The sequence below is a fragment of the Rhodococcus pseudokoreensis genome (genome assembly GCF_017068395.1).
Lineage (GTDB): Bacteria > Actinomycetota > Actinomycetes > Mycobacteriales > Mycobacteriaceae > Rhodococcus_F > Rhodococcus_F pseudokoreensis.
In genome coordinates this window covers 6,710,194-6,728,813 of the sequence record NZ_CP070619.1, presented here as the reverse complement: position 1 = coordinate 6,728,813, position 18,620 = coordinate 6,710,194, and the positions used below count along the sequence as shown (strand labels likewise).

Below are 18,620 nucleotides of genomic sequence, written 5' to 3'. Positions count from 1 at the left end.
TGGCAGGATCGACCCGTGAGCACCGCGAACCTGACCCGAGCCGAAACCGCCGAACGTTCCCGCGCGATCGAGGTTCTCGGCTATCGAGTGGAACTGGACGTCCTCGGCGCCGTCGATCCGGAGGTCGGGACGTTCGCGACTACGACCACCGTCGAGTTCACCGCGAACACGTCCACGACCTGGCTCGACTTCCTCGGGGCCGGGGTGGAATCGGTGACCGTCAACGGCGCGAGCATGCCCGTCGACTACGACGGCGCCCGCATCGCGTTGACCGGGCTGCGGGAGTCGAACGTCGTGACCGTGGCCGCCCGGGGCGAGTACAGCCGGTCCGGCGAGGGACTGCACCGGTTCCTCGACCCGGCCGACGACCGGACGTACCTCTACACGCAGTACGAACCGGCGGACGCGCGGCGGGTGTTCGCCTGCTTCGAGCAGCCGGACCTGAAGGCGCCGTTCACGTTCGTCGTCACCGCACCGCAGGAGTGGGAGGTGATCTCCAACCAGCAGGTCGCGGAGCGGGGCGACACCGCAGGCGGGCAGGTCGTCACGTTCGAGCCGACCCTGCCGATCTCCACGTACATCACCGCGATCGTGGCCGGGCCGTACCACCGGGTGGACTCGGAGTGGAGCGGCGGCGACCTCACGATCCCGCTGGGCGTCCTCTGCCGGGCGTCGCTCGCGCAGTACCTCGACGCCGACACGATCTTCGAGATCACCCGGCAGGGGCTGGGGTTCTTCGCCGAGGGCTTCGACTACCCGTACCCGTTCGGCAAGTACGACCAGGTGTTCGTCCCCGAGTACAACCTCGGCGCCATGGAGAACCCGGGCTGCGTGACGTTCACCGAGGCGTACGTGTTCCGCGGCGCCGCCACCGAGTCCCAGTACGAGGGTCGCGCGAACACGATCCTGCACGAGATGGCCCACATGTGGTTCGGCGACCTCGTCACGATGGTGTGGTGGGACGACCTGTGGCTCAAGGAATCGTTCGCCGACTACATGGGCGCACTGGCGAACGCGGAGGCCACCCGGTGGACCGACGCGTGGGTGGCCTTCGCCAACCGCCGCAAGGCGTGGGCGTACCTGCAGGACCAGTTGCCGACGACGCATCCGATCGTCGCGGACATCGTGGACCTCGAGGCCGCGAAACTGAACTTCGACGGCATCACGTACGCGAAGGGCGCCAGCGTCCTCAAGCAACTCGTCGCGTACGCCGGGCGGGAGGCGTTCTTCGAAGGGGCGCGCCGCTACTTCCGCGCCCACGCGTTCGGGAACACCACCCTCACGGATCTGCTGACGGAACTGTCGGCCACGTCGGGCCGGGACCTGACGAGCTGGGCGCGCGCCTGGTTGCAAACCACCGGGGTGTCCGCGCTGAGCCTGGAGCGGGACGCCGACGGTCGCGCCGCGATCGTGCAGACCGATCCGCGCCCACACCGGCTCGGCGTGGGCCGCTATGACTTCGACCCGGCCGGCGACCTGGTGTGCGTGCAGCGGATCGAGGTCGACCTCGCGGACGCCCGCACCCCGATCGACGTCGACGAGGCACCGCTGGTGGTGCTCAACGACGCCGACCTGACGTACGCGAAGGTGCGGCTGGACGAACGATCGCTGAGCACCGTCGAGCAGTCCCTCGACCGGGTGCGGGACCCGCTGACCCGCGGCCTGATCTGGTCGTCGCTGTGGAACACGACCCGCGACAGCGAACTCGGCGCACAGCGGTACCTGTCGATGGCCCAGCGGTTCTCCGCGGCGGAGCCTCACCTGACGCTGCTCACGTCCGTGCTGGCCAACGCCCCGTACGCGATCGAGCACTACCTGCCCGAGACCGCGCGCGGCGCCGCGCGCCGCGAGTGGCTCGACCATGCATGGGGTGCGTTGTGGGACGCCCCGCCGGCGTCGGGGAGCCAACTCGCCTGGGCACGCGCGGTGGCGGCCGCCGCCGAGGTGGACGACAGTCGCGCGGACGACATCCGGTCGATGCTCGACACCGACGGGAAGGCGCCGGCCGGGTTGTCGCTCGACCCGGACCTGCGGTGGGCGCTGAGGGGCGCGCTCGCCGCCACCGGGCACGCCGACATGGCGGACCTCGACGGTGAACTGCGCCGCGACGACACCGGTTCCGGCCGCACCGCGTACCTGCGGGCGACGTACTCGCGACCGGACCCGGACGTGAAGGCGAAGGCGTGGGACGCGATCTTCCACGACCGCACCCTGTCCAACGACCACCTCGGCGCGATCATCGCCGGGTTCCGTTCAGGCGCCCGGCACGACCTCGTCGCGGGATACGCCGCCGACTACTTCGCGACGATCCGCTCGGTGTGGGAGACGCGCAGCATCGAGATCGCGCGGCGGATCGTGGTCGGGCTGTTCCCCGCCGACACGAGCCTCGACGCCGCCGACGGATGGCGGGACGCCAACGCCGACGCGCCCGCCGCGCTGAACCGGCTGGTGCTCGAGCAGCGGGATCATCTCGCGCGGGACCTGCGGGCGCAGGCGTTCAACAGCCGGCCGGACGTCACGGGCTGACCGGCCCGGCCCCGACCGCGGTGCGCGCGGTCCAGCGGTCCAGGGCGCCGCGCCACAGTCCCGACCTACTGTCGCCCGCCCACGCGACGTACCCGTCGGGACGGACGAGCAGTGCGAGTCCGTCCGCGGTCCGGGCCACCGCGTGAATGCCGTCGGGAACGGGCGCCCCCGGCTCGGTGACCAGGACGAACCCGCCCGAGCGCAGCACCTCGTACAGTCGGCCGGCGTCGGTGGGCAGGTCTTCGGCGCGCCGGCCCACCAGCGCGCTCTCGCCGGCGTCGTGGCCGTAGCCGATCCCGATGCCCGAGAACATCCGCGCCACCGCGTCGCCGACCGGCGGGAATCCGAGAAACGCTGCCACCGTTCCGTTCCGGAGCTTCCGCAGAATCCACGGCCGCACGGTCATCATGCGCATCGTGGCACCGCTCGACCGCAGCACCATCCGCCCCACCGGGTGCCGTTCGGAGTGGTAGGTGTCGAGCACCGCGTCGTCCGCGCCGCCGAGGACGGCCGCGAGTTTCCAGCCGAGATTCATCGCGTCCTGAATACCGGTGTTCATCCCCTGGCCGCCTGCCGGTGAATGCACGTGGGCGGCGTCGCCTGCGAGGAACACCCGGCCCGTCCGGTACTGCGGGACCTGCCGTTCGTCGCTGTGAAATCGCGACTGCCACCGCACGTCGCCGAGTCCGTAGTCCGTGCCCATCGCGATCCGGATGGTGCTGCGCAGTTCCTCCCGGTCCACGGGGGCGCTGTCGTCCACCTGATGCCCGCGGTTCCAGGCGATCACGCGAAACAGGTTGTCGCCGTACGGCGCGATGAAGGCGAATCCGTCGCGGACGGCGTTGACGGTGACGAGGTTGTCCGGCGGGTCCTCGAGTTCGACGTCGGCGAGCATGATCGACCGCAGCACGGCCTTGCCCGGGAACGGCTGCCCGATCAACGTCCGCACCACGCTGTGCGCGCCGTCCGCACCGACCGCATACGCCGCGTGGAACGTGCCGGCGCGTCCCGAACCGTCGTGGCCGTGAACGCGGACGCCGTCCCCGTCCTGCTCCACCCCGGTGACGGTGAATCCCCGGACGAAGTCGGCGCCGCGCTCCCGGGCGTGCGCCTCGAGGAGGGCGTCGACGTTCTGCTGCGGGGTGACGAGGACGTACGGGAAGCGGGACCGTAGGCGCCCGAGGTTCAGCGCTGCGCCGCGCCACAGTTTCAGGCCCGGCGAGGGGGCGCCGGTGGCCACGAGACGGTCGGCGAGTCCGCGGGCGTCGAGCAGTTCGAGAGTGCGGGCGTGGACGCCGAATGCGCGGCTGAGGGTCGACGGCGCGGCGCGTTTGTCGAGCACCGTCACGGATCGGCCCGCCGTCGCCAACTCGGCCGCGAGCATGCAACCGGTGGGTCCCGCGCCGATCACCACCACGTCGATGTGCTTCATGACGCCCGCCTCCGATCGAGAGATTCCCAGCAAGTCAACAACTGTTGACTTCGACGGTAGACCCATCCCGGCGCCAGGTCAACAGTTGTTGACTACACTTCGGGAATGCCCGAACGCCGCGCCCGCTCCGCCGTCGCCACCCGCGCCGCGATCCTCGACGCGGCCCGCGCCCGGTTCGGCACGAACGGCTACGAACGCACGACGATGCGCGCCGTCGCGTCGGACGTCGGCGTCGACCCCGCACTCGTCGTCCGGTACTTCACCAACAAGGAATCACTGTTCGCCGAGGCCGCCGAATTCGAACTGCACCTCCCCGACCTCCACGACGTTCCCGCACAGGAACTCGCGACCGTCCTCATGCCGCGCTTCTTCGCGGTATGGGAGAACGACGGCGCGTTCCTCCCCCTGCTCCGCGCCGCGGCCAGCAGCCCGCGGGCCGCCGAGGCGATGTTGCAGGTCTTCGCCCGCCAGGTGGCGCCCGCACTCGCAGCGGTCGCGGCCGATCACCCCGACGAGCGCGCGGCCCTCGTCGGGTCGCAGGTCCTCGGACTCGCCTTCTCCCGCTACATACTTCGGGTGCCGCCCCTCGCGGACATGACGCACGAACAGCTGATGCGGTGGGTCGGGCCCGTGCTCGAGTACTACCTCACCACGGAACCGCAGTAGCCGCCCTACCGGTGATGCCTGCCGCCGTTCAGCATCCAGCGGTCGTCGAGTTCACTCGTGCTGCGGCGGTGCCGCCGGATGGTGAACGACGTGATCGGCAACCGCTCGACCACGCTCGCGTCGGCCCGCGGATCGCCCGCGATCCCCTGTTCGAGAACCGAATACGCGGTGTGGTTGACCGAATGCACGGCCAGCCGGAGGGCGTCGAGCGCCGTCGGCCTCGGCCCGAACGCGGCGAGCGTGTGACCGCCGTCCACCGCGGTCTCCACCACCGCGTAGAAATGCCAGTCTGCGCCCGAATCGCCAGTCATGTTGCGCCTCGCTCGATGTGCTTCTGTGAGCTGTGCCATGACCGTATCGCGAGGGTACGACACGTTTTCCGGTGGCGCGCCGGTCAGGCCACCGAGCGGCGGCCGATCCCGAAAAGCTTCTGGGGGGCCTCGATCCCCTCGAGCCGGTGACTGCCCGCCGGTTCGCCCCAGAACTCGTCGCTGTCCAGTTCGTCGTAGAACTCCCCCGTCACGACCACCTCCTGGGACGGCGCGACCGTGACGACGCGACCGGCCATGGCGACCGGCCTGCCGAACCAGTCGCCTGCGCTCGGTACCGCCGTGCCCCAGGCGATCCCGGCCCGCAACTGCGGAAGCCCCTCGGCGCGCGCGGCCTGCACGAGGTCGAGCGCGACGTGCGCCAGCGCGTTGGGATCGGGCGAGACCATCATGACGGCGTCGCCGATCGTCTTCACCAGACGCACCGGCGGCGACACCAGATCGGTGGCCACCCGGTCGAGGCGCTCGGCCACCCTGCCCAGATCGGCGGGCTCCGCCTGCTCCCCGAGCAGCGTGAATCCGACGAGGTCCGCGAAACAGACCCCGACCTCCTGCGCTCCCCGCACCGTTAGGTTCGAGTCGCCCGCGATCCCCACCGCATCGGACCGCAGTTGATGGCGCAGAGCGGTGGCGATGAGATGAGCCAGGATCTGCGCCTCGAAATCCACGATGCGACGCATCTCCACCGCGTACCGCAGGGCCACCTCGGGGTGCTCGCGCGTCGCCTCGAGCCGCTCCTGCAGGAGCGAGTCCGCGGCGCCGGCGACCGTCCAGAGGTTGCGGCCGAGGACCCGGGCGGCCGCGAAGATGGCGCTCTCGTCGAGCCCCAGGTCCCGGTACTGCTCGAGTCCGCGCGCGAGGTCGAGGTCGCCGTCGTCGTAGAACGTGCCGTCCGCCGACGCACCCCGGCCGATGGCCCGGAACCAACGCCGGGCGTCGTCGACGGTCACGCCCACCTTCCGGGCGATGTCGTCGATGCTGTACCGGCCTTTCGGCGACAGCGCGTGGTCGAGCAGCAGGTGTGCGAGGCGATCGCCCCGCGCGGCGCCGCGGAGATCGTCGATCGACGCCCCGTCCTCGATCAGGGTGTTCAGCACCCCCATGCGAGCGGACCGGTCCGGCCCGCTGAGCCCGTCGAGGAGGCCGGCGCGCTCGAACTCGTGGAGTAGCGACGGCGGCGGACCGGGGCGTCGCAGCGGGCGGGTCGGAGGGGACACCAGGCGTCCCGTCCGGGGCGTGATCCGTCGGGACTGTCGCGGAGTGCGCACGTCCTCATCGTCCCAGGAACGGGGTCGCCCTTCGCCGTAATCCTCCGAACTCACTGTCCCCGCGACCCGGACCGAACTATATTCGGTATGTGCCGATTCAAAGTCTGTTGCTGGACGTGGCGGAGGGCCATTTCGCCCGCCGCGGCGTCCTCGGCACCCGGTTGGCGGACATTCGGCAGGAGGCCGGGGTCAGCGTGGGAGCCGTCTACCACCACTTCCCGAACAAGGAAGAGCTGTACCTGCAGGTCTGGTTGCGGGCGCTCGCCGACTACCAGGGCGGATTCCGGGCCGCACTCGCGGAATGCGCCGATGCCCGGTCCGGGGTGGAAGGTGCCGTCGTCCGCCACCTGCACTGGGTGTCCGGCAACCCACAGCGGGCCACCATCCTCGCCGCGCCCCGCCCGCCGGGCCTCGACGAGCGGGCCGACACCACCAATGCGGCGTTCTTCCGCGACGTCACCCACTGGTGGCGGGTCCACGAACACTACGGAACGGTCCGCCGGTTCGACTTCGACGTGCTCTACGCGTTGTGGCTCGGCCCGGCTCAGGAGTACTCACGCCAATGGCTCGCGGGCGCCATGACCACCGATCCCACCGCGGTCGCGCCCGAACTGGCACGCGCCGCGTGGGACTCGCTACGGAACCAGGAGTAGAGGGATGACAGTCGACGTCGCACTCACCGCCGACACCGCACAGGCCGTGCTGGAGGCCCAGCCGTTCAGCGTGCTCGTCGGCGCACGGATGACGCAGTTCGGCGAGGGCGGCACCACCCTCGAGATCCCCGTCCGGGACGAACTGCGGCAACAGAACGGCTTCGTGCACGGCGGTGTTTTGTCGTACGCCGCCGACAATGCCCTGACGTTCGCCGCGGGCACGGTCCTCGGCGCGAACATCATGACCGCGGGCTTCACGATCACCTACCTCCGGCCTGCCCAGGGTGTGCTACTCCGGGCGGACGCCCGGGCCGACGCGTCCACTCGCCGCCAGGCGCTGTGCCGGTGCGACATCTACGCGGTGCAGGAGGACGGCTCGGAGGTACTGTGCGCCGCCGCCCAGGGCACGGCGACGGTCAAGCAGCCGCGGTAGCCGCGGACGCACGGGATGAAACGATGAGACCATGGCTGACACCATCGATCGCGCATCCGTGGACAGGGCGCGTGAGCGTATCACCGGCCTGATCCGCAGGACACCCACATTCCGCACCACCGTGCCCACCGTCCACGGCGCCGTGCCGGTGATCTTCAAACTCGAATTCCTGCAGTACGGCGGCTCGTTCAAGGTGCGGGGCAGTCTCAACGCGCTGCTGCACGCCGAGGAGGACGGACGCCTCGACGACGCAGGCGTCGTCATCGCGTCCGGCGGGAACGCCGCCATCGGAGCGGCCTGGGCGTCGCGGCTCCGGGGTGTGAAGTGCACCGTGGTCGTCCCCGTCACGGCACCCGACGTCAAGATCGACAAGTTGATCGCGCTCGGCGCGGACGTACGCAAGGTCGGCGACCGGTACGCCGAGGCGGCCGAGTACGCGAAGGAACTCGCGGCGTCCGCGAACGCCCTCGCCCTGCACGCCTACGATCTCCCCGACATCGTCGCCGGGGCCGGCACCATCGCACTCGAGATCCAGGACGACGTCGCCGAGCCGCTGTCCTACGTGATCGCCGTCGGCGGCGGCGGACTGCTGTCCGGTGTCATCGCCGGCAGCGGTGACGACGACAGCATCTTCGGCGTGGAGCCGAGCGGAGCGGCGACGCTGCACTCGGCGGTCGCCGCCCGGCAACCCGCGGACATCGACATCGACAGCATCGCCGGCGATTCCCTCGGCGCCACCCGGATCGGGTCCATCGCCTGGGAGACGGTCCGGTCGCGGCCCGTCTCCAGCCTGATCGTCGACGACGACTCCCTGATCGACGCGCGAACGCTGCTGTGGGAGGAGTTCCGGATCGTCGTCGAACACGGCACCGCAGCGGCGCTCGCCGCGATCGTCACCGGACAGCTCCGCCCCACCGGCGACAAGCCGCTCTGTGTGGTGCTGTGCGGCGCCAACACGTCGCTCACCAGTTACTGATCCGGCCGGGGCCCGTCAGCCGCGCGGTTTCAGGCGGCTGTTCGGCAGTTCGGGGGCGGGCAGTGGATCGCCGTCGTAGCCCTCGACCGTGCCGAACCGGGGGTCGGCGGGTGCCGCGCCCCGGAGTTCGGACTGCCACTCGCGGCGGTAGCCGACGATGTCCTCGTGGCTGCGGCCGAGGAAGTTCCACCACATGATCACCTGCTCGCCGAGCGGCTCGCCGCCGAGCACCAGCAGCCGCGCCCGGGTTCCGCCGGTGTTGCGCAGCGCCACCAGCGCCTCGCCGGGCGGCTGATAGCCGAGTTCCGCCCACTTCAGCGTGGTCCCGCGCAGCTGCACCTCGCCCTCGTCCACGAGCACCCCGACCTCGAAGCCGCGCTCGATGTCGAGGGTGACGTCCGCACCGGGCTCCAGCAGGATTTCCGCACCGAGCAGCGGCGTGAACGTCCGCACCGGTGACGTGGAGCCCACCGTGCTTCCGAGGAACACCCGCACGGTTGCCCCGCCCCGGACTACCGGGTCGGGCGCGTACGTCTCGAAGGCCGGCTCCGCGTCCTGCGCCGACGCCGGCAACGCCACCCACAGTTGTGCGCCGTGCAGGATCCGCGTCTGCGGTGTCGAGACCTCGGAGTGCGCAATCCCTCGCCCCGCGGTCATCAGGTTGACCTCACCAGGACGCACCATCGCGTGCGAGCCGATGCTGTCGCGGTGTTCGATCTCGCCGGTGAACAGCCAGCTCACCGTCTGCAGTCCCGTGTGCGGGTGCGGCGGGACGTTCATCCCGCCCGTCGTCGCGACGTCGTCCGGACCGTAGTGGTCGGCGAAGCACCAGGCTCCGATCAGCGAACGGTCGCGCTGCGGGAGGGTGCGCCGGACCGGCATCGCGCGGGGGCCGCCGAGCGGGACCTCGCGCGCGCCGAGCACCTGGATGCCGCCGCCGTCGGGGTGCGATTCGCACCGCTCTTCCACCGTGTTCGTCTCCAGATTGCTCACTGCTCCATAGTGCCTTTCGTCAGTCCTGTGCGCCGCGCAGTTTCGCGCAGAGTTCGGTGAGCGTGTCGAGTTCGTCCTCGGACAGTGCCGGGCCGACGTGCCGCCGGATGCTCGCCGCGTGCCTGCGTCCGACGGACTTCTGCACCCGCGCACCCTCCGCGGTCAGAGCGACGACGGTCCCGCGGCGGTCGCCGGGATCGCCCTCCCTGGTGACGTACCCGGAGCCGGCCAGCCGCTCGACGAGCCTGCTCAGCGACGGCTGGCTGAGCAGGATCTCCCGATTCAGGTCGTGCAGGCGCAGCCGGTGGGCGGGTGCCCGGCCGAGCGTGAACAGCACGTCGTACTCGCGCATGCTCAGCTCGTCCCACACGTCGTCGGCCGCGAGGTTCCGCATCACCGCGACCTGCGCGCGGAACAGCGCCTCCCACGCCCCGGCCGCCCGTTCGGTCCTACTGACGGGCGGCATCGACCGGCTCCCGATCGGACTTCAACGACACGTGCGTCGGCGGGTTGTCCGGCACCCCGGTAGGCCTGCGGGCGGCGAACTCCCTGCGCAGCACGGGCACGACCTCGCCGCCGAGCAGATCCAGCTGCTCGAGCACCGTCTTCAGCGGAAGTCCCGCGTGGTCGACGAGGAACAACTGCCGCTGGTAGTCGCCGAAGAAGTCGGCGAACGTCAGGGTCTTCTCGATCACCTGCTCCGGGGTGCCGACGGTCAACGGGGTCTGGTCGGTGAAGTCCTCGAGGCTCGGCCCGTGGCCGTAGACCGGGGCGTTGTCGAAGTAGGGCCGGAATTCGTCGACGGCGTCCTTGGCGTTGCGGCGCATGAACACCTGCCCGCCCAGCCCGACGATCGCCTGGTCCGCGCGGCCGTGGCCGTAGTGCTCGTACCGCTCACGGTAGAGGTTGATCAGGGCGATGTAGTGCTCCTTGGGCCAGAAGATGTTGTTGGCGAAGAAGCCGTCGCCGTGGAATGCCGCGATCTCGGCGATCTCCGGGCTTCGGATCGACCCGTGCCAGACGAACGGCGGGATGCCGTCGAGCGGGCGCGGTGTGGACGTGAATCCCTGCAGCGGGGTGCGGAACTGGCCCTCCCAGTCCACGACGTCCTCGTCCCACAGCCTGCGGAGCAGCCGGTAGTGCTCGAGCGCCAGCGGGATGCCCTGCCGGATGTCCTGGCCGAACCACGGGTAGACGGGCGCCGTGTTGCCGCGGCCCATCATCAGATCCACCCGGCCGTCCGCGAGGTGCTGCAGCATCGCGTAGTCCTCGGCGATCTTCACCGGGTCGTTGGTGGTGATCAGCGTCGTGGACGTGGACAGGATGATCTTCTCGGTCTGCGCGGCGAGGTAGCCCAGCATGGTGGTGGGTGACGACGGGACGAACGGCGGGTTGTGGTGCTCGCCGGTGGCGAACACGTCGAGCCCGACGTCCTCGGCGTGCTTGGCGATGGTCGTCATCGCCTCGATGCGCTCGTGCTCGGTGGGGGTGCGGCCGGTGGTGGGATCGGCCGTGACGTCGCCGACGGTGAAGATTCCGAACTGCATAGCTGTTCCTCTCGCGTCAGAACTCCATGCATTTGCATGAACCTATTGCAACATTCAACCACTGCGGCCTATTCCGGAAACGGCCGAGGGCGGCAAGCGCAGTGCGCTTGCCGCCCTCGGCGACGTTCGGACCGGACGAATCCGATCAGTGCATCATCACCGTCGGGGCACCCTCGGCCTCGAGGTGCGGGTTGACCGACTTCTTCCGCGGCAGCATGAACGCCGGGATGAGCGTCAACGCGATCAGCACGGTGGCGACCAGGAACGTGTTGCCGAACGCGTCGGCGGCCTGGCTCAGGACCTGGTCCACCATTCCGGGAGGCTCCTGTGCGGCGACCTCGGGCACGTGCTGCATCGCGACCGTCTGGCTGTCGAGACCGCGATCGAGCAACTGGTTGGTGAGGACCACCGACATGACGGCGGTACCGATCGAACCCGCGGTCTGCTGGACGATGTTCATCAGCGTGGAACCGCGCGCGACCTGATCGTTGGACAGCGTGACGATCGCCGCGGTCATCAGCGGCATCATGGTGCAGCCCATGCCCATGCCCATCACGAACAGCGCGCCCATCAGCAGCCAGGTCGGCGAATCCGCCGCCACCTGCGTGAAGACGCCCAGGCCGATGAGGATCAACGGCAGACCCGTGAGCACGATCTTGCCGGGGCCCATCTTGTCGACGAGACGTCCGGCCACCGGCATCGTCAGCATCGCGCCGATACCCTGCGGGGCCATCAGCAGACCCGCGGCGAGCGTGGTGTGCCCGCCGACCTGGATGAAGTAGCTCGGGAACAGCAGACCGGCACCCATGAACGCGACGATGAACAGCGAAGTCGTGATGACCGCGACCGACAACTGCCGGTTCTTGAACAGGTGCAGATCGATCAGCGGGTGGTCCTTGCGCAGCGCGTGGAAGATGAACGCGACGATCAGGACCAAGCCGACCACACCGGGCACGAGCACGCGGGCCGAGGCGACAGTGCCCACCTCGGGGATGGACGACACACCGAACAGGAACAGCGCCAGACCCGGCGAGAGCAGCAGCATGCCGAGGAAGTCGAAGGACTCGGACGGCGAGGCCTGGTCGGACGGCAGGATGATGAACGCGGCGGACAGGGCGATGATGCCGATGGGCACGTTGATCAGGAAGATCCAGTGCCAGCTCGCCGCCTCGATCAGCCAGCCGCCGAGGATCGGGCCACCGATGGGTCCGAGCAGCATGGGGATACCGAGAACCGCCATGACCCGGCCGACGCGGTCGGGGCCTGCCGCCTTCGTCATGATCGTCATGCCGAGCGGCATCAACATGCCGCCGCCGAGCCCCTGCAGGACGCGGAAGCCGATCAGCGACGTGATGTCCCACGCGAAACTACACAACACCGAGCCGAGCACGAACAGCACGAGGGCCGTCATGTAGAGGCGTTTGGTGCCGAAACGGTCGGCGGCCCACCCGGTGACGGGGATGACGGTCGCCAGGGCGAGGGTGTACGCGGTCATCGTCCACGCGACGGTGGCATACGTGGTGTCGAACTCGGTGGCGAACGTCGGCAGCGCGACGCTGACGACGGTCACGTCGAGGATCGACATGATGGCACCGAGCACCACCACGGACGCGATCTTGAGGACCGTGCCGTCGAGCTTGTCGGGCGCCGCGTTCGCGGCGGTCGGCGATGTCATCCGAATATCTCCTGGTTGAGTTCTCGCAGGGACTGCCCCGCGAGGATCGGTTGTAGTGCCTCGATCAGCCGGGTCCGCTCGCTCTCCGGAACCCGCCATGCGAACCGTCGCAACTGATCACGCTTGCAATCGATGTGCTGGTTGGTGACCTTATGTCCAGCCTCCGACAAGGAGACCCGTTTGACCCTCCGGTCACGCTCGTCCTCCCGGCGGACGACCAGACCCAGCTTCACGAGTTGATCGACGTTTCGACCCGCCGCGGCAACCGAGAGCCGCAACCGCTCGGCCACTTCGTTGATCGGAAGTGGCTCACCGTGCTGGCCCAGCGCGAAGAGCATGCGCACCTGCGAAAACGTGAGGTCCAGCTCGATGAGGTTGTCCATCGACTCCGACTCCCCCGCACTCAACAGTTGGGTGAAGAAATCGTTGAGCAGTTCGAAGAGAAGATCAGGAGAATTGTCGGGCACCCTCGAATGCTAGCGCTCATGCAACTATTGCCCAAGAGCAACTAAGGCGCAACCGAATAAATGGTGTCAGGTATCACAATCCCCGGCAGCGCCCACGACCTGCGGGTTCAGTCCTGGACGAGGCCGGCCTCGCGATCGCGCAGCGCATCCGCGGCACCCGGACGGCCTCGTCGAACGCGTCGCCGCCGGCACCCGGCGGCCGGGTTCGAATCCGCTTCCTTCCGGAGCCGACACCACGACACCGGCGATTTCGGCGCCGGGAACGAACGGCGGTTCGGGCCGAATCTCCGTCACCACCACTGCGCGCATGCTCGAAACACTGGACGCGCAGGGGTGGCGGGAGGCGTCAACGAGCGAACAGCCGCTTCCGCCTGCGGGCGACGGTCACCATCTCGACCTTGTCGGTCATCTTCACACGCGGCCGTGCCGATCCCGCCGCGCGTGACGTCTCCGCCTTGTCGATGGCGCGCCACCCGGCGAAGCCGATCTGCTCGGGCTGGCGCCGCTCGACGAGCTTCTTCACGTCCTTGCGGGTGCCGACCGTGCCGAGGAGTTTGCCGGCCTCGAAATCCGCGAGCAGCGCGGACACGGTCTCCTTGGCGCACGCCTTGTTGGTGCCGATGACCCCGCTGGGACCGCGCTTGATCCACCCGGTGACGTAGACCCGGTCGGTGACCCGGCCGTGCTCGTTGGGGATCACGCCGCGCTTGTCGTCGAAGGCGACGCCGCCGACGGGATTGCCGCGGTACCCGATGGAGCGCAGCACGAGCGAGGTGTCCAGCGAGCCCTCGTCGCCGCGGGCCCGGGCGGACAGCGAACCGGATTCGTCGACGACCAGTTCGTTGCGCCCGTAGCGCAGGGCCTCGGCCTTGCCGGTGCCGGTGACCTCGATCGGCGACGTCAGGTAGCGGAACACGATGCGCTTGTGCCCGGGGCGGGGCGCGCGCTGCGCGAACTCCCGCGCCAGCCGGACCTTCATCGCGGTCGCCGGATCGTCGAGCAGCGCCGCGCTGGCCGGGTCGAGCTCCAGGTCGGCGTCGTCGATGACGAGGTCCACGTTCTCGAGGTCGCCGAGCGCCAGGAACTCCGGGTTGCTGTACGCAGCCTGCGCCGGCCCGCGACGGCCGAGGAGCACGACCTCCTCGATGTTGCTGCGCCGCAGCGCGGCGAGGGCGTGATCGGCGATGTCCGTCCGCTCCAGCTCCTCGACGTTCATCGTGAGGATGCGGGCCACGTCGAGCGCGACGTTGCCGTTGCCGACGATCACCGCGCGCTTCGCGGACAGGTCGAACGTGCGCCCCGCGTAGTCCGGGTGGCCGTTGTACCAGGCCACGAACTCCGTGGCGGCGTGCACGCCGGGGAGGTCCTCGCCCGGGATTCCCAGCCGCCGGTCACTCGACGCCCCGACGGCGTAGATGACGGCGTGGTGATTCTCCAGCAGTTCGTCGTGCGTGACGTGCTTGCCGACCTCGACGTTGAGGTGGAACTCGAAGTTCGGCCGGTCGAGACTCCATTCGAACATCCGCGTCACCTCCTTGGTGCCGGGATGGTCGGGCGCGACACCGGCGCGGACGAGTCCCCACGGGGTCGGCAATTTCTCGAACATCGCGACCTCGACGTCCGAACGCTCGAGCAGTTCACCGGCGGCGTAGCAGGCGGCCGGGCCGGCACCGACGACGGCGACACGGAGCGTGCCCAGGTCGCGCCGCGGCGGGGTCGCGGGTGTGAGCGGGATCCACCCGGTCGGCATGGGGTTGGTCGTGTAGTACTCGGCGTTGATGTCCTTGTAGCGGGTGAGTGAGCCGAGAAGCTTGTCTTCGGGGAAGATCGCGTCGACCGGACAGGCATCGACGCAGGCCCCGCAGTCGATGCAGGTTTCCGGGTCGATGTGCAGCATCTCGGTCTGCGCGAATTCCCGCTCCTCCGGCGTCGGATGGATGCAGTTCACGGGACATGCGGAGACGCAGCTCGCGTCGTTGCAGCACGCCTGGGTGATGACATATGCCATTGCGGTTTCCTCACACCTGTCCGAACCATCGAACTCGTTTGTGTTACACGTAGTAACAGTTATATGAACTGTACTGAGAATCGCGTCCGCAAACAAGCGCCGGCGCCGGATGGAAGAATCAGGGCCCCGTCCACGAGCGAAGGAACCGCATCTTGGCACTCGACCGACCCCTCGCCGCTCCGCCCGCACGCGGCCGCTTCTTCGAGACGTCCTGGCCGGTCCGCACCGGCGACATCGACGCCGCCAAACGACTCCGCCTCGACGGCATCGCGCGCTACCTGCAGGACGCCGGTCTGGACAACCTCGACGCCGTCGACGCCGCCGACAGCCACCCCCTGTGGATCGTCCGGCGCACCGTCATCGACGTCCTGCGGCCCGCCGTGTGGCCCGAACGCGTCCACCTCCGACGCTGGTGTTCGGCACTGTCGACCCGCTGGACGAACATGCGCGTGCAGATCCAGGGTGAGGCGGGCGCGCTGATCGAGACCGAGGGGTTCTGGATCCACATCAGCGGCGAAACGGGCATGCCCACCCGCATCGACGACGGGTTCATCGAACGCCTCGGGGAATCCGCGGAGGAACACCGGCTGAAGTGGAAACGGTGGCTCGTCGAGAACGCGCCTGCCGCCGACGACGACGGGATCGAGGACAGCGACTTCGTTCTGCGCCGCACCGACATCGACCCCTTCGACCACGTCAACAACGCCGTCTACTGGCAGGCGGTCGAGGAACTGCTCGCCGACCACGAGCATCCCGGCGGCGGCCGCCTCGTCGACAACCCGCACCGCGCGGTCCTCGAATACCTCGCACCCATCGTGTCGACCGACAAGATCACCCTGCGCAGGCGCCGGGACGACACGTCGCTGACCGTGTGGTTCCTGGTCGACGACGCGCTCCGGGCGGTGGCCCACGTCGGGCCGCTCACCACCTGATCACACCATCTGCTGGGTGCCGATCACCCGCAGCAGGTCGAGCTTGGCGCGCGCATCGGAGCCCGGCTGCGGCATGTACACCAGCAGGTGCTGATAGGCGCCCTGCGTCAGCAGCGTCTCGCACACGAGGTCGATGCGCCCGACCTCGCCGTGGAGCACGGTCTTCGTGTCGGATCGGCGGACGGCCACGTCGTGCCGGTCCCAGAGCGCCGCGAACTCGGTGCTCGTCTCGTACAGCCGGGCGACGAGTTCGGCGACGTCGGCGTCGCCCGCGCGCCGGGCGGCGGTCGCCCGCAGATCCGCGACGTGCTGTCCGGCGAGGCGCTCGTGATCGTCCGCCGGGAACTGGCCGCGCTCGGCGGGGTGCGCGAACCACCGCCACGTGATGTACCGGTCGAGGCCCGCATACCGGGTCGCGTCGCCGAACAGGATCACGTGCATCCGGTTCTGGATCAGCACTTCCCCGAGGTCCGAGATGACGCATCCGGGGGTGTCGTCGAGTTTGTCGAGCAGGTGCAGCAGCCCCGGCCCGACGTGCTTGTTGCCCGCAGCCCGCATCGGCGGCACCTGCCCGGACAGCAGATACAGGTGATCGCGCTGATCGTCGGTGAGCCGCAGAGCCCGCGCCATCGACGCCAGGACCTGCGTCGACGGGTGCGGACCGCGAGCCTGCTCGAGCCGCGTGTAGTAGTCGGTGGACATTCCCGCGAGCAGCGCCACCTCGTCGCGCCGCAGTCCCGGCGTTCGCCGCCGCACCCCCGGCGCCAGGCCGACGTCCGCAGGCACCAGCTGTTCCCGGCGACGGCGGAGGAAGTCGGCCAGCTCGGAGCGGTCCATGACTCAACTGTGCCGGACCGTCCGGGGCGCTGCCAGGGATCGCCGGTCCCCCGATGAACGGTCTCTGGTTGCCAGGCCCGCCGACGGCGACGCTGGTGTCGGTCAGGAACACACGGCGATCATCGGAGCAGAACATGATCAGCACCACCGCACTCGGAACCACCGGTCCGGCCGTCGGCCGGCTCGGCCTCGGCGCCATGGGAATGTCCGGGACGTACGGCAGGTCGGACGACGTGGAGTCCGTCGCCACGATCCACGCGGCCCTCGACGCCGGGATCGACCTCGTCGACACCGGCGACTTCTACGGGTCGGGCCACAACGAGTCCCTGATCGGCAGGGCCCTGCACGGCCGTCGGCGCGAGGACGTGATCCTCAGCGTCAAGTTCGGCGGGCTGCGCGGGCCCGGCGGCACGTGGGCCGGTGTCGACACGCGACCCGAGTCGATCCGGAACTTCCTCGCGTACTCGCTGCAGCGGCTCGGCGTCGACTACATCGACATCTACCGCCCCGCCCGCCTCGACCCCGACGTGCCGATCGAGGACACCGTCGGCACGATCGGCGAACTCGTCGACGCCGGCTACGTGCGCCGCATCGGCCTGTCCGAGGTGGGTCCCGAGACCCTGCGCCGAGCGGCGGCGGTGCACCCGATCACGGACCTGCAGATCGAGTACTCGCTCGTCTCCCGGGGCATCGAGGCCGAGATCCTGCCGCTCTGCCGGGAACTCGGCATCGGCGTCACGGCCTACGGCGTGCTCTCCCGCGGTCTGCTCAGCGATTCGCTGCGCACCGGTCAGGCGCTCGCGGCCGACGACTTCCGGGCACACAGCCCCCGGTTCCAGGGTGAGAACCTCCGGCAGAACCTCACCCTCGTCGACTCGCTCGCCGCCGTCGCCGCACAGCACGGGGTTAGCGCCGCACAGCTGGCGATCGCGTGGGTTCTCGCCCAGGGTGACGACATCGTGCCCGTGATCGGAGCGCGCACCGTCGCCCGACTCGAGGAGACGCTCGGCGCGCTCGACGTCCGTCTCGGCGCCGAAGACCTCGCCGCGATCGCCGCGGCGGTCCCCGACACCGCTGTCGCCGGGGAGCGCTACGCGCCCGCGCAGATGGCCCAGCTCGACAGTGAACGCGCCGGCGTGGGGAGCTAACGTCTAGGCCATGGCCTCGCACCGCCCGTCGCGGACTCGCACGCTGATCCTCATGCGCCACGGTAAGTCGGCGTACCCGGAGGGGGTCGCGGATCACGAGCGGCCACTGGCGCCGCGCGGGCGCACGCAGGCGGGCCTGGCCGGCGAGTGGCTGCGGTCCACGCAGCCGCCGATCGACGCGGTGCTGTGCTCGACGTCGCGGCGGACCCGGGAAACGCTGGAGGCGACCCGGGTCGGTGCTCCCGCCCGGTTCGCCGAGGAACTCTACGGCGCGTACCCGTCGGAGGTGCTGACGGAGATCGTGCGGATCGAGCCGTCGGTGCGCACCCTGCTGGTGGTCGGGCACGCCCCCGGCATGCCGTCCACGGCGCTGGATCTGTCTGGCAACCCCGACACCGGGGACGCCAACCGGATGCGGGAGAAGTTCCCGACGTCGGCGCTCGCCGTCCTCACGGTGCCGTGCGACTGGGACGAACTCACGTCGAGCGCGGCGTCACTCGCCGCGTTCCACGTTCCGCGGTAGCGGCCTCAGAACAGCTTGCGGCCGACGACGGCGACGACACCGAGGATCAGGACCAGCACCAGCGCGGACCAGAATCCGAACAGCCACCAGACCACGCCGAAGACGACCAGTGCCGGCGCGACGGTGATGAGCGCGATCGTCGGGCTTTCCCGCACGACTTCGAGTGCCGACTCGGCCTTGACGCGATCGATCTTCTTCTCGGACATC

At 69.6% G+C, this 18,620-nt stretch carries 19 protein-coding genes and 1 pseudogene; 8 read left to right on the top strand and 12 right to left on the bottom strand.

Features of this window, described 5'->3' with window-relative positions; all coding sequences use genetic code 11:
• Positions 1 to 15: 15 nt before the first annotated feature.
• Entirely contained in the window at positions 16 to 2,526 is a 2,511-nt protein-coding gene (pepN, locus tag JWS13_RS35905; RefSeq protein WP_206010105.1) for an aminopeptidase N, read from the top strand.
• Here the strand turns inward: pepN and JWS13_RS35900 are convergent.
• Positions 2,516 to 3,958 (bottom strand): FAD-dependent oxidoreductase, encoded by a 1,443-nt coding sequence (locus JWS13_RS35900; RefSeq protein WP_206010104.1) that lies wholly within the window; start codon positions 3,956 to 3,958, stop codon positions 2,516 to 2,518. The genes pepN and JWS13_RS35900 overlap by 11 nt on opposite strands.
• 105 nt (positions 3,959 to 4,063) lie before the next feature.
• Here JWS13_RS35900 and JWS13_RS35895 point away from each other — a divergent pair, with 105 nt between their 5' ends.
• Positions 4,064 to 4,624: a TetR/AcrR family transcriptional regulator gene (locus JWS13_RS35895; protein ID WP_206010103.1), complete on the top strand. Its 561-nt coding sequence runs from the start codon at positions 4,064 to 4,066 to the stop codon at positions 4,622 to 4,624.
• A 5-nt stretch (positions 4,625 to 4,629) separates the two neighbouring features.
• Here the strand turns inward: JWS13_RS35895 and JWS13_RS35890 are convergent, their stop codons facing one another.
• Entirely contained in the window at positions 4,630 to 4,935 is a 306-nt protein-coding gene (locus tag JWS13_RS35890) for a hypothetical protein (protein ID WP_206010102.1), read from the bottom strand.
• A gap of 83 nt (positions 4,936 to 5,018) precedes the next feature.
• The gene (locus tag JWS13_RS35885; RefSeq protein WP_206010101.1) at positions 5,019 to 6,221 is read right to left on the bottom strand and encodes an adenylate/guanylate cyclase domain-containing protein; all 1,203 of its coding nucleotides are present in this window, start codon (positions 6,219 to 6,221) and stop codon (positions 5,019 to 5,021) included.
• An 89-nt stretch (positions 6,222 to 6,310) separates the two neighbouring features.
• On the opposite strand from JWS13_RS35885, the gene JWS13_RS35880 reads away from it, so the two are divergent.
• Genes JWS13_RS35880 through JWS13_RS35870 form a run of 3 tightly spaced genes read left to right on the top strand, consistent with a single transcriptional unit; the run spans position 6,311 to position 8,283 of the window.
• Positions 6,311 to 6,874 carry a TetR/AcrR family transcriptional regulator gene (locus tag JWS13_RS35880; RefSeq protein ID WP_087557067.1) on the top strand — a complete coding sequence of 188 codons (564 nt, stop codon included), beginning with the start codon at positions 6,311 to 6,313 and terminating at the stop codon, positions 6,872 to 6,874.
• A 4-nt stretch (positions 6,875 to 6,878) separates the two neighbouring features.
• Positions 6,879 to 7,307 (top strand): PaaI family thioesterase, encoded by a 429-nt coding sequence (locus tag JWS13_RS35875; protein WP_072940095.1) that lies wholly within the window; start codon positions 6,879 to 6,881, stop codon positions 7,305 to 7,307.
• A gap of 31 nt (positions 7,308 to 7,338) precedes the next feature.
• Complete coding sequence (locus JWS13_RS35870; protein ID WP_206010100.1) at positions 7,339 to 8,283, top strand: serine/threonine dehydratase; 945 nt, start codon at positions 7,339 to 7,341, stop codon at positions 8,281 to 8,283.
• A 15-nt stretch (positions 8,284 to 8,298) separates the two neighbouring features.
• Here the strand turns inward: JWS13_RS35870 and JWS13_RS35865 are convergent, their stop codons facing one another.
• The 7 genes and pseudogenes from JWS13_RS35865 to JWS13_RS35835 all read right to left on the bottom strand — a co-directional run bounded on the left by JWS13_RS35865 (position 8,299) and on the right by JWS13_RS35835 (position 14,973).
• Positions 8,299 to 9,276 (bottom strand): pirin family protein, encoded by a 978-nt coding sequence (locus JWS13_RS35865; RefSeq protein WP_206010099.1) that lies wholly within the window; start codon positions 9,274 to 9,276, stop codon positions 8,299 to 8,301.
• Positions 9,277 to 9,295: 19 nt separating this feature from the next.
• A complete protein-coding gene (locus JWS13_RS35860) occupies positions 9,296 to 9,742 on the bottom strand; it encodes a MarR family winged helix-turn-helix transcriptional regulator (RefSeq protein ID WP_206010098.1) in 447 nt (148 codons plus the stop codon).
• Entirely contained in the window at positions 9,726 to 10,823 is a 1,098-nt protein-coding gene (locus tag JWS13_RS35855) for an LLM class flavin-dependent oxidoreductase (RefSeq protein ID WP_206010097.1), read from the bottom strand. The genes JWS13_RS35860 and JWS13_RS35855 overlap by 17 nt, the downstream gene beginning before the upstream one ends.
• A 145-nt stretch (positions 10,824 to 10,968) precedes the next feature.
• Positions 10,969 to 12,498 (bottom strand): DHA2 family efflux MFS transporter permease subunit, encoded by a 1,530-nt coding sequence (locus tag JWS13_RS35850; protein ID WP_206010096.1) that lies wholly within the window; start codon positions 12,496 to 12,498, stop codon positions 10,969 to 10,971.
• Positions 12,495 to 12,965, bottom strand: a complete 471-nt coding sequence (locus JWS13_RS35845) for a MarR family winged helix-turn-helix transcriptional regulator (protein ID WP_206010095.1) — start codon at positions 12,963 to 12,965, stop codon at positions 12,495 to 12,497. The genes JWS13_RS35850 and JWS13_RS35845 overlap by 4 nt, the downstream gene beginning before the upstream one ends.
• Positions 12,966 to 13,031: 66 nt before the next feature.
• Positions 13,032 to 13,253: pseudogene (locus JWS13_RS46050) on the bottom strand (alcohol dehydrogenase catalytic domain-containing protein); the annotation flags it as partial.
• Positions 13,254 to 13,311: 58 nt separating this feature from the next.
• Positions 13,312 to 14,973, bottom strand: a complete 1,662-nt coding sequence (locus JWS13_RS35835) for an FAD-dependent oxidoreductase (RefSeq protein ID WP_206010094.1) — start codon at positions 14,971 to 14,973, stop codon at positions 13,312 to 13,314.
• A gap of 152 nt (positions 14,974 to 15,125) precedes the next feature.
• Between JWS13_RS35835 and JWS13_RS35830 the strand changes: the two genes are divergently transcribed.
• Positions 15,126 to 15,905: an acyl-[acyl-carrier-protein] thioesterase gene (locus tag JWS13_RS35830; protein ID WP_206010093.1), complete on the top strand. Its 780-nt coding sequence runs from the start codon at positions 15,126 to 15,128 to the stop codon at positions 15,903 to 15,905.
• Here JWS13_RS35830 and JWS13_RS35825 read toward each other — a convergent pair whose 3' ends face one another.
• Complete coding sequence (locus JWS13_RS35825) at positions 15,906 to 16,742, bottom strand: helix-turn-helix transcriptional regulator (protein ID WP_206010092.1); 837 nt, start codon at positions 16,740 to 16,742, stop codon at positions 15,906 to 15,908. It abuts the gene before it with no gap.
• 134 nt (positions 16,743 to 16,876) lie between these two features.
• Between JWS13_RS35825 and JWS13_RS35820 the strand changes: the two genes are divergently transcribed.
• The gene (locus tag JWS13_RS35820; protein WP_206010091.1) at positions 16,877 to 17,890 is read left to right on the top strand and encodes an aldo/keto reductase; all 1,014 of its coding nucleotides are present in this window, start codon (positions 16,877 to 16,879) and stop codon (positions 17,888 to 17,890) included.
• Between the two features lie 10 nt (positions 17,891 to 17,900).
• Entirely contained in the window at positions 17,901 to 18,413 is a 513-nt protein-coding gene (locus JWS13_RS35815; RefSeq protein WP_206010090.1) for a SixA phosphatase family protein, read from the top strand.
• 5 nt (positions 18,414 to 18,418) lie between these two features.
• Here the strand turns inward: JWS13_RS35815 and JWS13_RS35810 are convergent, their stop codons facing one another.
• A complete protein-coding gene (locus JWS13_RS35810; RefSeq protein WP_043826362.1) occupies positions 18,419 to 18,619 on the bottom strand; it encodes a hypothetical protein in 201 nt (66 codons plus the stop codon).
• Between the last annotated feature and the right edge of the window lies 1 nt (position 18,620).